The following is a 13,285-nucleotide window of genomic DNA, read 5'->3' on the forward strand; positions in this document are numbered from 1 at the left end:
GCCTATCGTGACATATCTACCTCTCTCGGTTACGAGGCTGAGTGAGCAGTTAGACGGAATTAAACTAAATTCTTCTTTGAGAAGAACCTTTAAAATAAATTGCCCCCCGAAAAAATGGGGGTAATTTATTGTTGAAAGGAGCTGTTTTTTTGACTAAACGAAATAATCTGTTGATTTTTATATTAACAATCGGAGTCTTCGGCATCTTAAATACAGAAATGGGGGTTATTGGGATATTGCCTTCCATTGCTGATCACTTTCATGTCAGTGTATCAAAAGCAGGATGGCTAGTAAGTTTTTTTGCCCTTGTTGTTGCAGTATCTGGTCCAACGATGCCTTTATTGTTTTCAGGGATAAATCGGAAGAAGGTCATGTTACTTGTACTAGGTGTTTTCGTTTTGGGAAACATTGTATCCATATTTACAGCTAACTTTACCATTCTATTAATGGCTCGGATAATTCCAGCCTTTTTTCATCCAATTTATTGTTCGTTGGCATTTACAGTAGCGGCTGCCTCAGTAAGTAAAGAAGAAGCTCCAAAAGCTGTTTCCAAAGTATTTATAGGAGTATCTGCCGGTATGGTAGTCGGTGTACCAATCGCAAGTTTTATTGCTAGTACAACTTCTTTACAAATGGCAATGGTATTCTTTGCTATTGTAAATATGTTGGCATTCGTTGCTACCTTACTATTTGTACCCTCAATGCCTGTTAAGGAAAGCCTTTCTTACGGAGTACAATTATCGGTATTAAAAAAATCTATTACTTGGCTTTCGATTGTGTCTGTCATTTTATTAAACTCAGCCGTATTTGGAGTTTATAGTTATCTTGCAGATTATCTGAAAACTGTTACGAATATGTCTTCCAATACCATTAGTCTAATATTATTCATATACGGCGGAGCCAATATTATTGGAAGCATTGTCGCAGGGAAGTTACTTACTAAAAATGCGATCAAATCTGTAATGACATTTCCTTTTGCATTGGGAGTTGTCTACATCCTATTATTCTTTTTTGGACAATTTACCGTACCAATGGTTATCATTACTTTAATTTGGGGAATTTTAGCTGGAATAGGGGGCAATATTAACCAATACTGGATTGCGTCTTCAGCTCCCGAAGCACCTGATTTCGCAAATGGTTTATTTTTAACATCTGCTAATTTAGGAACAACATTTGGCGCAGCTGTAGGCGGGTTAATTATATCGGATATGGGCACACAATACGTCGTATTGGTGGGATTCTTATCATTAATATTAAGTTTGGTAACTATTTTACTAAGAAACTACATGTTTACCCCTACACAACAACTTTCAAAATAAGGAGTATCCCGATTAGGATATTTAGATACCTCTCAATCTGAGAACGAGAAATGGAGGATTTTAAATGTCAAAAGATATAAAAGTTGCACTTGGCACCGGCGGGAATCGAGGAATTATCTAATGGAATATGTAAAACAGGGGGATATGACGAACAATTTGTTTCCGATTGGCACAAATTAATCGATAAGTTATAAATATTTAACCGATTGGGTCCATACCGCTTGTCATTGAAAATCGCGAAGGCACTGTCATGATGATAGTGTCGTCTTTATTTTTTTAATTCATACTTTACTGATAGGAATTATGGGTTTATAATAAAATTAATCTAATATATGAAATTAAAAGTGGTTGTATTCAAGGAAAAGTTTTTGTAAAACTAAGGGAGTGTTTCTGTTGAGAAATAATGATGAAAAAAAGCGACAAAAACTTATCAATAAATTAATTTTTTTAAACGTCTATAACAAAGACGATCAAAAGCTTTATGAGTTGCCACTATCGAAATTAGAATATGAGTATAGAAGATTTAAAATTCAAAACCATCCGCATGGTGAGTTTGGATCTATTCAGTGGATATAAAATAAATATGGTTAGGTTACATTAGACTGAATGGTGTTCCACACCTGCGGTCTTTTTTTTGCAAGGAAATTAAAAAATTCAATGTTGGGGCAGAAAAGAATCTTTTAATCTTGGAATGAAGAAGAAAAGTTGAATTTTTAGTCTATATAAAGTATTATTTACTGTCTTCCGGACAACCGATGGCATGAACATACAATGTTCATGCTTTTTTATTAACATAAATAGGCTGGAGACATAAAATAAACAAAAGATTGCGAACTTTTTTCTCCTGTTTTATTTTCAAAAGTTTACTAGTCATTTAAGGTTTATTCATTCTTGTAGCCTTTTTTACCGAATTAACCATGATAGGGGAATATTGGGGGTATTGTGATGAATATTAAGGAGAGCATTTTGGAAAAAGAAGGTCGGAAGTTTCCTGGAGCGACCTATTCAGAGGTAGTATTGGCACCTGCTTATGAGCACGCCAAGCAATCTTTACTAGAGCCGATGATAGCAATCCATAAAGCCCACCTGATTATGCTGGTGGAACAAGGGTTGTTGCAGGAGAGTGAGGGTTCCCAAATCCTTGCAGCTATTTGCGCACTTGATAAGGAGAGAATTCTCCAATCCACCTATGATGGACAGTATGAGGATCTCTTTTTCCTTGTAGAAAGTCAAATTATGAAAGTTGCCGGCGAAATGGGTGGGAGTTTGCACCTTGCTCGGAGCCGGAACGATATGGGTGTTGCAATGTACAGGATGGTTCTTCGGGAAAAGATTCTACTCGCCATCGAGGCGCTGCTTTCCTTTCAAGAAACACTTTTGAGGGTGATCGACACCTATAAGGAAACCATTGTCCTTGGGCATACCCATACGCAGCAAGCCCAGCCGATGACGTTCTCCCATTATCTGCTGGGTATGTACGATGTCGTTGACCGTGACTTAAAAAGATTGAAAGCAGCCTATGATACATGCAATGCTAGTCCTCTCGGCGCGGCGGCCCTCACTACGACCGGATTTCCGATTGACCGAAATACAGTCGCAGAGTTATTAGGATTTCCGAAAATCATCAAGAGTGCCTATGATGCGATTGGCGGTGCCGATTATTTAGGGGAAATTGCAACAGCGATACAATTAACCTTTATCAATCTCGGCCGGTTTTCACAAGACCTTCTCTTATGGTCCAGCCAGGAATTTTCAGCGATTCGTGTGGCAGACCCCTATGTTCAAACGAGTTCCATTATGCCGCAAAAAAGAAATCCTGTTTCACTAGAGCATATTCGTGCATTAAGCTCTAGCGGAATTGGGAATGCCCAAACCGTACTTCAAATGTTACATAACACACCATACGGAGATATAAACGATACCGAGGATGACCTTCAGCCGTATTTATGGAAGGGCCTGCACCTTATTGATCAAGTTTTTCGGTTAACCAACGTGGTGGTTGGAACACTTGAAGTAAATGAAGCACTGTTAAAAAGAAGGGCCCAAGAAAGTTTTGCGACGATAACGGAATTAGCCGATACCCTGTTTAGGGAAGCAAACATCCCGTTTCGAACCTCTCATTCCATTGCCAGCCAGGTGGTGAAAATTGCCTTGGCCAGAGGACTGAATGCTACTCATGTCACATCTGTACTCGTGGATGAAGCGGCAAAAGCAGTTGTCGGAATTCCGTTGAATTTACCGGAGGAGATCATTCGTACAGCAATGGACCCAGAACACTTTGTTAAAACTCGGTCGCTGCCTGGCGGACCAGCACCGAAGGAAATGAAGCGGGCCATTGTGGAAAGAGAAGCTAGTCTACACCACCATATTTCTTTACTCCATACTGAGGTTAATCGAATTAAAGTTTGTATGGAAAGACTTGACCAACTGACAAGCCATTGGGGTAAAACGGATGAAAACGATATCAATACTGGACATTGATGAAGGCGGTAGTTAATTCCAGAAGACAATATTACTCCAGAGGGACGGTTCTCATGGTTTTTAATGAGATTAGTGAGACCATAAGAACCTTCCCCATACTAGGGAGGCGCCAATTGTCTGTATTTCGTTTAATTCATACTTTACTTATTGGATTAATTGGAGTAGACTTTAGAAAATTGATAAAAAGTGGAAAGTAGCTGATTGGTCGTCCAAAAGCTCCTGAACGTATTATACGTTCGGGAGCCTTTTTTGTTAGCCTTTGTAATAGAAAAATCATGTTATATTAGTCTGCGAATTTGCTTAAGGTAGAAAATACGCTTAAACCCGGAGTCTATTGACTTCATTGTTTAAATACGTCTTTATATTAAATCAGGAAAGTTGTGGTGGAAAATGAATATTGATTATCTTGAAGCTTTTATGAATGTAGTTCATTTAGAAAGTATTCATAAAGCAGCTGAAGCTCTGTATTTATCTCAGCCAACCGTGACTGCAAGAATTAAAACGTTAGAACGTGATCTTGGCATCGAATTATTTTTACGTAAGGGAAGGAGTTTGAGATTATCTGAGGAAGGAAAAGCCTTTATCCCATACGCAGAGAAAATTTTATTTACCTATCATCAAGGGAAGAAACTATTGAAGAAGGAAGATAATCCTGAAGAAATTGTTATTGGGGCTAATATTATTACTTCACAATACTTTATTCCTTTTGCCCTTCCTTTCTTGAAGAAAGCAAACCCTCAATTGCGATTTAAATTTTTTTCAGCGCCAAACGAAGTATTGCTCGATAAACTTCTTCAGAAGCAGGTGGATATCGCCTTTATGAAGGATATTACTCATCGTGGAATTCAAAAACATGAGCTTCTAAATAATTCTGTCCGGTTGGTTGTTTATCCTGGACATTCATTTCAATTTCAAGAGAATGTATCTGTTCAGCAATTAGCCATTGAACCCATGGTATTTTTTGAATGCGGAGCTTTTAACTGGAATCGGGTCCATAAATTATTTGAAGTGGCAAATGTTAATCCTCGCATAGAATTTTTAGTAGACCATCTTGAAGTAGCAAAATCTATAATTCTTAGCAAAAATGGCATAGGATTTTTACCATACCTATGCATTAAGGAAGAGCTTGAACGAGGCAAACTGATTGAAATCGATGTTTCTCATATTCTCCAAATAAACCAGCATATTTTTGCGACACACTTAAATAATGGTTTTGTGTACCCAAAGCTATGGAATGATATTCTTTTATCCATTAAAGAATTTGAGAAGAAAAGTAGTATGTTGATTGATTAAATTTTCTGATATAAAGATTAAATTTTTCTATCAGTTAAGGTATTGCCATTACAACCTTCTCGGTGATAGGATTAATCTCAATAAAATAATAAGCATTCATTTCTCAGTGTAACAGGGAAAAGCAAAGCTTTAATTCCGACTATTCAAGTGTGTATTGTTGGATATAAAAGGAGGATGATAAATATGCAAACACAAAATATGAATTCTGTGGGGCACTTTTCAAAAACAAAAAAACAAAGTTCCTTCAAAACAAGTAAATATCTAAATTTGCCAGATTTACAGTTTTTTAATTGGTGCAATCAACAGTATCAGGTCAATAGAGGTGTTTATAATACGATTGATCAATGGTTTTACGAGTATGGGATTGTCAATATTCATTACCGAAGGATTCAGCTTTTGGCATTCTTAGAATTTGTCAAAGGTGAGAGGATCGAGCAAGATAAACAAAAATTTATCCGATTTGGTCATGGAGGTCTTACAAAGAGGCTGAATGAATTTCTGAATGATGGTCGACAAAGGAGAAATGTAATACAACTGAAGAAATGAAGAAAAATTAATAAATTAGAGTTTTTTCTTGAAAGATTATTTTAATCAATTATCAACAAAGGCGCTACAGTATGGAACCGTCAATGATGGGAAGGACTTTTCAGAACGTCTCTCTTTTTTATTGGAATTAGTTGAAAATTCGGTCGGTAATGATCATCCTCTTGCGGGTATTCAAGCAACACCCATTCCTCAGAAAAAACCTGGAATTTTCCTGCTTGGAGCAAATCCAAAAAGTGCACAGCTTGCTGCTAATTTAAGAATATCATATGTATTTGATAAATTTATCAATAGTGATGATAGGGTACTAGAAGAAGCGGAAAATGTATATCGGGATAGTTTTCCAAATGGAAAATTTATCATATCATTGGCTGTTATTGCCGCTCCTACTCAAATAGAAGCAGAAGAACTGGCAGGAGAAAGAAAAATAGTCAAAGTCCATCTTCAGAGTGGACGATCGGTGACCTTACAATCACTTGAGCAAGCAGAAGCGTTTGGAAAGCAAGCAAGTGAACCTTATGAAATAACCGAACAAGAAGCAGATATTATTGCGGGAACCCCTAATTATGTGAAGGGAATTTTAGGGAAACTTCAAAAAACTCATCAGGTGGATGAATTTATTTTACATACTCCAATTGAAAAAGAAGAAGAAGAAAGGTTTCAATCATTTCACCTCTTAAGTCCACTTTATTTTAAGGGGGAGATTGGGAGAAAGATAACAGAACATGAAGAATTTATCACAAAATAAAAATTATATTAAATGAGGAGACCAGGATAGGAATTGTGATGTCTAAAAAAAGACAATTAAAGCAGGGAACAATCATTCACGATATAGGATCTTCATTAATTATTTTTTGAAGTTCTTTTTTATAGTTATAATTCTTACTTGTTTAATAGGTTTAGTAGGATTTGATTATTAGATTTAAAAGGATAATAAAAGATAGCTTGGTATTTGGAAATAAAGTTAGATTGAGAGAAGGAGGAAGATAAAGATGGAGGAAAAGTTTCCTGTTATAAAGGGGGCAGAAAAATTTTATTTTAAGGGAAACAAGATTGGGATTCTTATTTCACATGGATTTGTTGGTACTCCGCAAAGCGTACGCTACCTGGGTGAAAGACTTAAGCAATATGGGTATTCTGTTATGGCTACAAGATTAAAAGGGCATGGTACCCATTATTATGATTTAGAGAAGTGCACTCATGAAGAATGGTTTGAGTCATTGGAAAGGGGTTATCAGGAATTAAAACAGACGTGTACAAGTATTTTTGTATTGGGCCAGTCAATGGGTGGGACGCTGGCACTTTGGCTTGCTCATAGATATAGGGATATACGAGGCATTATCATAATTAATGCTGCTTTAACTCTTCCGGCTTTTGAACATTTAAAAGGTAAATCCATACCGAGATTTCTTGATGAAGGAAAGCCCGATATTAAAGCAAAAGATGCCTATGAAATAACTTATCAAAAAGTACCGTTAAAAGCCGTTCATCAACTGCAAACGCTAATGGACATTACACCTGCTATATTACCGGAAATTCATTGTCCTATATTAGGCTTTAAGTCAGCTGAGGATCATGTCGTACCACCAGAAAATACGGATTATATTATTGAACACATAGGGTCTGACTTAAAGGAAGGGGTTGTTCTGAAAAATTCTTTCCATGTGGCATCTATGGATAATGACAAAGAGCAAATTGTAAAGGGGTGCCATCGATTCGTACAGCATCAAGTTGGATCTGGAGTGATTTAGGCTTTGAGTTGGTTTTTTTGGGGATTTGAACAACGTTCAGATAAGTGGGAACTACTATTTTTTTGATAGATTTTATCAATGAATTCAATAAATTTTTCTATCAGTTAATGTATAGAATTTCTATTCTGTAAGTGATAGGATAAAGCACAACATAATTAATAGTATTCCTATCTAATAACTGTGAATTAAATATAGGGTAAAGGCTTTCGGCCGTAAACCGGATGAACTTGTCACCCTGCCAGGGATCTCACCTATTATTGGTAATACAGAAGAGGAAGCAGAAAGAAAATACCAAGAAATTGCTAATCTAGTTTCGATTGATAAAGCGCTGGATTACCTAGGGCGATATTTCGATCCAGTAAATCGTTACTCAAAAGGGTTATCAAAGGATGAAGCTTGAAACTAATTATTTTAATAGTAAGTGGTGTTTGTGCCGACTAGGCGACTAGAGGCTCTCGATTTAAGATGTTTTGATCTTGAATGGGGAGTCTTTTTTATTAACAAAACTAAGGAGGAAAACAGAAATGGGAAATGAATTATCAGTGGTCGTGTGGGCCAAAGAAGGATGTCACTATTGTGGAGAGGTAAAACAGTACTTACAAGAAAAAGAGGTAAATTACAAAATAGTCGATGTCACAAATCATGATGAATTTCGAGAGATTTTAAATACCAAATATGGTATCCGTCATGTACCAGTCGTTGAAATAGGTCATGGTGAAGTGTATGAGGCGGTAACACAAGTAGGACTTAAACATCTGGAGAAAGTACTTGATAAATTTAATAAGCATAAAATATTTGGTTAATTCCGACTAATTTAATGAGTTTAATTGAAAATCAAGTACAGATTGCTAGTAAATAAAAAGGATAAGGTGGATATTTAATGAAGAAAACATTATTTATTTTTATGACGTTACTACTTGTTTTAGTGGTGGGAGCATGCTCTTCCCAAGAAACAAAAACAAGCTCAAAGGTAAGCTCCGAAACTGCTAAAGGGGAGTCGAAAGTACAAAAAATAATAGTCGGAACAGGAACACAATTTCCAAATGTATGCTTTATTGACAAGGATGGAAAGTTAACTGGGTATGATGTGGAATTAGTAAGGAAAATCGATGAAAAGCTGCCAGAATACGAATTTGAGTTTAAAACAATGGAATTTTCGAATCTGTTGTTAAGTTTAGAAACTAATAAAATTGATTTTATTGCCCATCAAATGGAAGTGAATGAAGAACGGCAAAAGAAGTTTCTTTTTAATGAAGAACCATATAATGTCTTTCCTCTTCATGTAACGATCAATAAAAATAACAATGATATTCATTCTATAAAAGACTTAAAAGGGAAAAAGGCAATTGTAAGTGCGACTAGTAATTCCGCTGTATTTCTAGAAAAGTATAACAAAGAAAATAACGCCGGAATTGAAATTGTTTATGCAGGTAACGGACCAGATTCGACGATAAATCAAATTAAAACAGGTCGAGCAGATGCAACCATAACGACACCATTTTCTGTAGATTTTAATAATGACGCTGTAGATGCGCAACAAAAAGTAGTAGGTGAGCCGCTGCTGAATTCAAAGGTTTATTTCCTGCTTAGAAAAGATGAACCCCCCCTACAAAAGAGAATTGACGAAGCAATTGTTGAATTGAAAAAAGAAGGTGTTGTGAGTGAATTGAGTAAAAAATGGTTAGGAGCTGACTATACAGTTAACTTTTAATAGATTGGATTATGTATTTGGAGGTTGTAGTAAACATGGGGAAAGCCTTTGATCTTAAGTTAATAATCGAGTTTATTCCCACACTAATTCAATATTTAGGGATAACTCTTCAAATTTTAGGAGCATCTATTATTCTAGGACTCATTTTCGGTATAGCAGCCGCTATACCGAGGTTATTTAAAATACCTTTACTAAATCAATTGGTCATTTTATATGTTTCTTTTGTTCGAGGGACACCAATATTAATCCAATTATTCCTTGTTTTTTATGGCTTACCCGCTGTACTCATAATTTTCAATATTGATATCTCAAAGCTTGATGCCATTTATTTTGTCATTGTTACTTATGCCGTTAGCAATGGCGCAGGTTTTGCTGAAATTTTTCGAGGAGCCATTCGTGCAGTCGATTATGGACAAACGGAAGCAGCTTATTCTGTAGGGATGACAGGCAGCCAAAACTTTTTTCGAATCGTCCTTCCCCAGGCACTAAGGATTGCTTTCCCGAATATGGCAAATTCGGTGATTGGTTCATTAAAGGATACTTCTCTTGCTTTTACTATCGGTGTGATGGACATGATGGGAAGAGGAGATACGCTCATTGCTTCAACAGCACATGCACTAGAGGTGTATATATCTCTATCGATTATTTATTATGTTGTTGTCCTATTGTTTGAAAAAATATTTAGTAAACTAGAAAAATATTACAATCGTTATCAGAAAGCTGATCTAACTGCTGCTTCATAGAAAGGAGGAGTGAAAATGACGATTGATATTCCCTTTATATGGGTAGCGTTTAAAGAAATTATCAAGGCCATTCCTATTACTCTTATCATAACTATTGTTCCTTTATTGGTGGGATTTCTAATAGGTATTGTTGTGGCCCTTGTTAGAGTATTTCAAGTGAGATTTCTTTATAGTGCAGCAAATGCTTATGTATCTTTTTTTAGAGGAACTCCTATCATTATGCATATTTTTGTGACTTATTTTGGATTTCCATTATTACTGGACCAACTTTCAGAAAAGTTTGATTTAGGGATTCATACAAATTCGATTCCGATTATTTCATTTGTATTAATCGCCTTATCATTGGCCGCAGGTGCCTATTTATCAGAAATTATTCGATCTGGAATTATCAGTGTTTCTAATGGACAAATGGAAGCGGCCTATTCAGTTGGAATGACGAAGATACAAGCGATGGTTCGAATCATTTTACCGCAGGCATTAGCGCAGTCTATTCCGAACTTTACTAATGTCACTATAGGTTTTTTACACACTTCATCCATTGCTTTTCTCGTATCGGAAAAAGAAGTAACAGGTGCCGCCAATATCGTCGCATCAATCAATTTAAAGTTTCTCGAAGCCTTTATTGCTGCGGGGATGATCTATTGGGGTCTTACTATTATTATAGAAGGTCTCTCCTATTTACTTGAAAAAAGGGTGACAGCTTATAATCGAGGAGGCGTGTCATGATCTATTTACAGGGTATTAAAAAATCATTTAACAAACAGCCGGTTTTAAAAGGAATTAACTTAAAAATTGAAAGAGGAGAAGTGGTAACAATTCTTGGTCCAAGTGGATCGGGTAAAACAACTTTATTAAGATGTCTGAATTTTTTGGAAACTCCTGATGCAGGTATTATAAAAATTGGCGATATACAGGTTAATTCAGAAAAGGCGAAGAAAAAAGAAATGTTGTTATTAAGAAAGCAATCTGCCATGGTTTTTCAACATTATAATTTATTTGCCCATAAAACAGTGCTGGAAAACGTGATGGAAGGATTAATAGTTTCAAAGAAAGTAAAGAAAAAGGATGCTAGAAATAAAAGTGAACAGGTGCTTTATAAAGTAGGTCTAAGTGATAAACTACATCACTATCCATCACAGCTATCAGGGGGGCAACAGCAGAGAGTAGGAATAGCAAGAGCGTTAGCGTTAAATCCAGAAGTCATTCTCTTTGATGAGCCAACATCGGCCCTGGATCCTGAATTAGTTGGAGATGTGCTTTCTGTTATTAAAGCCATAGCACGGGAAGGTATTACGATGGTCGTTGTTACCCATGAAATGAGTTTTGCTAGAGAAGTCGCTGATCGCGTATTGTTCATGGATGAAGGAGTAATCGTTGAGGAAGGTACACCTTTAGAAATTTTTAATGCTCCAAAAGAAGAACGAACCAGGCGATTTTTATACCGAATATCGGGTGAATCATTCTTTCCCCAACTTAAAGAACAGATTAATTAAATAAAAATCCTGGAGAAGAGGGTGACTGTAATGGTGACAAACCAAATCATTATTGATGAATTAGTGGAAGATGAAAAAGAAACGGTTCGACGTTTATTAGTTGAGAGCTATCAGCAGTATGAGCATGAATATACAAATCCATATCAATGGGAGGATTATTTAGCAAATATTAAGGCATCGGTTGATAATCCAGATGTGAAAAAGATATTGATTGCGAAAAATAATGTAAATATTCTTGGTACATTACAGTTATTCGAGTCATCTGAAAAGGCGTATCAAAAACCTGAATTACAAATCTTTTCACCGATTATTCGCCTATTGGCTGTCCACCCCCAGGCAAGAGGACGTGGCGTAGCGCAAGAATTATTAAAAGCTGGTCTTCATTTTGCAAAGTCTCAAGGAGCAAATAAATTGTATTTGCACACTGGGGATAAAATGCAAAAAGCGATTCGTTTATATGAATGGTTTGGTTTTAAGCGAGATCAAACGAAAGAATTTATGAACAATGATATTTTAGTAAAATGCTATCGTTTTGATATATAGGAAGGAGATTGTTATGAATCAAGCGGAATTAGAGGCTCAATTGATATCCATTCGGCGCCATTTACATCAATATCCAGAATTATCAAATCAAGAATTTAAAACATCCAAGTCAATTGAAAAATGGCTGCGGGAACTAGACATACCGATTCGCAAAACGGATTTGAAAACAGGTGTCTTTGCTGAAATAAAAGGAGGAAAACCTGGTCCTATCGTAGCTGTACGCGCAGATATTGATGCACTTCCAATTGAGGAAAAGTCAGGACTTCCCTATTCTTCAAAAATAAAGGGAGTGATGCATGCTTGCGGTCATGATTTTCATACAGCTGCTCTTATTGGTGCAGCCAGCCTTTTACAAAAAAAACAGTCAGAACTGAATGGAACGGTGCGCCTACTCTTTCAACCAGCAGAGGAATCCGGCGGAGGGGCCAAAAAGGTGATAGCAGATGGACAATTGGATGGGGTGGGGGCGATTATAGGTCTTCATAATAAGCCGGATTTACCAGTTGGGACAATCGGATTAAAGGAAGGACCATTAATGGCTGCAGTGGATCGTTTTCATATCGTGCTTTATGGAAAGGGGAGTCATGCAGCGATACCGCAAAATGGAAAGGACCCGATTATAGCTGCTGGACACCTTATCACAGCACTTCAGACGGTTGTCAGCCGGAATGTGTCTCCGCTTCAAAGCGCTGTATTGAGTGTGACGAAAATAATAGGTGGAAGCACGTGGAACGTTATTCCAGGTGATGTCATCCTTGAAGGTACCATTCGAACCTTTGACAATACAATTCGTGAAGTCGTAAAAGAAAAATTTTATACAATTGTTGAAGCAATAGCCACAGCTTTTTCGCAGAAAGTTGAAATTGGCTGGTTTCCAGGTCCACCACCACTTGTTAATCATAAGGCTGTAACAGAGATTGCTAGGAATTCTGCTAAGCAACAATCTTTACATGTTATTGATCCAGAACTATCAATGGCTGGTGAAGATTTCTCCTACTATCTTTACAATGTCCCAGGGACATTTGCTTTTTTTGGTACAAACGGGAACGAAGAATGGCATCATCCTGCATTTACACTAGATGAATCAGCTATTCTCAAAGCAGCTTATTTTTTATATGAAAGTTCGAGAGAATTATTAGATCGACATTTTGCTATTTAACAAATCTAAAGTTTATGATCCAAACGAAAAGGTGGGTTCAATTCCACACAGTCCTGCTGATTATAAGTGATGTTGCATAATCTAGAGTGTCGGTTCGACCCTTACCATCGGTATCAAATTAGGCTGAGAAAAGCTTATTCTTCAACGTTTCTTACATTTTGTAAGGAACTTTTTTTATCAGAAATACTCTCATACAAAAATATTCATCAAATCCCATTGAACTGTCACGCATATTCGCTAGATTTCCAG

14 protein-coding genes and 1 pseudogene are annotated in these 13,285 nt (G+C 36.6%); all 15 read left to right on the forward strand.

Annotation, left to right across the window (positions count from 1 at the left end):
* Window positions 1-149 precede the first annotated feature (149 nt).
* The 15 genes and pseudogenes from AB7942_RS23360 to AB7942_RS23430 all read left to right on the forward strand — a co-directional run bounded on the left by AB7942_RS23360 (window position 150) and on the right by AB7942_RS23430 (window position 13,036).
* Window positions 150-1,319 (forward strand): MFS transporter, encoded by a 1,170-nt coding sequence (locus AB7942_RS23360; protein WP_369448726.1) that lies wholly within the window; start codon window positions 150-152, stop codon window positions 1,317-1,319.
* Window positions 1,320-1,703: 384 nt separating this feature from the next.
* The gene (locus tag AB7942_RS23365; RefSeq protein WP_369448773.1) at window positions 1,704-1,895 is read left to right on the forward strand and encodes a Fur-regulated basic protein FbpA; all 192 of its coding nucleotides are present in this window, start codon (window positions 1,704-1,706) and stop codon (window positions 1,893-1,895) included.
* Between the two features lie 369 nt (window positions 1,896-2,264).
* A complete protein-coding gene (gene argH / locus AB7942_RS23370) occupies window positions 2,265-3,800 on the forward strand; it encodes an argininosuccinate lyase (protein ID WP_369448727.1) in 1,536 nt (511 codons plus the stop codon).
* 390 nt (window positions 3,801-4,190) lie between these two features.
* Complete coding sequence (locus AB7942_RS23375) at window positions 4,191-5,093, forward strand: LysR family transcriptional regulator (protein ID WP_369448728.1); 903 nt, start codon at window positions 4,191-4,193, stop codon at window positions 5,091-5,093.
* A gap of 183 nt (window positions 5,094-5,276) precedes the next feature.
* Window positions 5,277-5,639, forward strand: a complete 363-nt coding sequence (locus AB7942_RS23380; protein ID WP_369448729.1) for a hypothetical protein — start codon at window positions 5,277-5,279, stop codon at window positions 5,637-5,639.
* 28 nt (window positions 5,640-5,667) lie between these two features.
* Complete coding sequence (locus AB7942_RS23385) at window positions 5,668-6,384, forward strand: LLM class oxidoreductase (protein WP_369448730.1); 717 nt, start codon at window positions 5,668-5,670, stop codon at window positions 6,382-6,384.
* A gap of 244 nt (window positions 6,385-6,628) precedes the next feature.
* On the forward strand, window positions 6,629-7,387 hold the full coding sequence (locus AB7942_RS23390) for an alpha/beta hydrolase (protein ID WP_369448731.1): 759 nt from the start codon (window positions 6,629-6,631) through the stop codon (window positions 7,385-7,387).
* Between the two features lie 193 nt (window positions 7,388-7,580).
* Window positions 7,581-7,742: pseudogene (locus AB7942_RS23395) on the forward strand (LLM class flavin-dependent oxidoreductase); the annotation flags it as partial.
* 169 nt (window positions 7,743-7,911) lie between these two features.
* Complete coding sequence (locus AB7942_RS23400) at window positions 7,912-8,190, forward strand: glutaredoxin family protein (RefSeq protein WP_369448732.1); 279 nt, start codon at window positions 7,912-7,914, stop codon at window positions 8,188-8,190.
* Between the two features lie 77 nt (window positions 8,191-8,267).
* Entirely contained in the window at window positions 8,268-9,098 is an 831-nt protein-coding gene (locus AB7942_RS23405; RefSeq protein WP_369448733.1) for a transporter substrate-binding domain-containing protein, read from the forward strand.
* Window positions 9,099-9,133: 35 nt separating this feature from the next.
* Window positions 9,134-9,841: an amino acid ABC transporter permease gene (locus AB7942_RS23410; RefSeq protein WP_369448734.1), complete on the forward strand. Its 708-nt coding sequence runs from the start codon at window positions 9,134-9,136 to the stop codon at window positions 9,839-9,841.
* 15 nt (window positions 9,842-9,856) lie between these two features.
* On the forward strand, window positions 9,857-10,567 hold the full coding sequence (locus AB7942_RS23415; protein ID WP_369448735.1) for an amino acid ABC transporter permease: 711 nt from the start codon (window positions 9,857-9,859) through the stop codon (window positions 10,565-10,567).
* Window positions 10,564-11,334, forward strand: coding sequence for an amino acid ABC transporter ATP-binding protein (locus AB7942_RS23420; protein WP_369448736.1), 771 nt, complete (start codon window positions 10,564-10,566; stop codon window positions 11,332-11,334). Before AB7942_RS23415 ends, AB7942_RS23420 begins: the two co-directional genes overlap by 4 nt.
* Before the next feature lie 30 nt (window positions 11,335-11,364).
* Window positions 11,365-11,877 carry a GNAT family N-acetyltransferase gene (locus AB7942_RS23425; RefSeq protein ID WP_369448737.1) on the forward strand — a complete coding sequence of 171 codons (513 nt, stop codon included), beginning with the start codon at window positions 11,365-11,367 and terminating at the stop codon, window positions 11,875-11,877.
* Window positions 11,878-11,890: 13 nt separating this feature from the next.
* The gene (locus AB7942_RS23430) at window positions 11,891-13,036 is read left to right on the forward strand and encodes an amidohydrolase (RefSeq protein WP_369448738.1); all 1,146 of its coding nucleotides are present in this window, start codon (window positions 11,891-11,893) and stop codon (window positions 13,034-13,036) included.
* Window positions 13,037-13,285 lie beyond the last annotated feature (249 nt).

Source organism: Neobacillus sp. BF23-41 (assembly GCF_041106275.1).

What these genes read in the sequence shown, in the direction of transcription:
- argH (WP_369448727.1), top strand. Translation starts at nt 2,265, where the DNA reads ATGAATATTAAGGAGAGCATTTTGGAAAAAGAAGGTCGGAAGTTTCCT.
- AB7942_RS23375 (WP_369448728.1), top strand. Translation starts at nt 4,191, where the DNA reads ATGAATATTGATTATCTTGAAGCTTTTATGAATGTAGTTCATTTAGAA.
- AB7942_RS23380 (WP_369448729.1), top strand. Translation starts at nt 5,277, where the DNA reads ATGCAAACACAAAATATGAATTCTGTGGGGCACTTTTCAAAAACAAAA.
- AB7942_RS23390 (WP_369448731.1), top strand. Translation starts at nt 6,629, where the DNA reads ATGGAGGAAAAGTTTCCTGTTATAAAGGGGGCAGAAAAATTTTATTTT.
- AB7942_RS23400 (WP_369448732.1), top strand. Translation starts at nt 7,912, where the DNA reads ATGGGAAATGAATTATCAGTGGTCGTGTGGGCCAAAGAAGGATGTCAC.
- AB7942_RS23405 (WP_369448733.1), top strand. Translation starts at nt 8,268, where the DNA reads ATGAAGAAAACATTATTTATTTTTATGACGTTACTACTTGTTTTAGTG.
- AB7942_RS23410 (WP_369448734.1), top strand. Translation starts at nt 9,134, where the DNA reads ATGGGGAAAGCCTTTGATCTTAAGTTAATAATCGAGTTTATTCCCACA.
- AB7942_RS23415 (WP_369448735.1), top strand. Translation starts at nt 9,857, where the DNA reads ATGACGATTGATATTCCCTTTATATGGGTAGCGTTTAAAGAAATTATC.
- AB7942_RS23420 (WP_369448736.1), top strand. Translation starts at nt 10,564, where the DNA reads ATGATCTATTTACAGGGTATTAAAAAATCATTTAACAAACAGCCGGTT.
- AB7942_RS23425 (WP_369448737.1), top strand. Translation starts at nt 11,365, where the DNA reads ATGGTGACAAACCAAATCATTATTGATGAATTAGTGGAAGATGAAAAA.
- AB7942_RS23430 (WP_369448738.1), top strand. Translation starts at nt 11,891, where the DNA reads ATGAATCAAGCGGAATTAGAGGCTCAATTGATATCCATTCGGCGCCAT.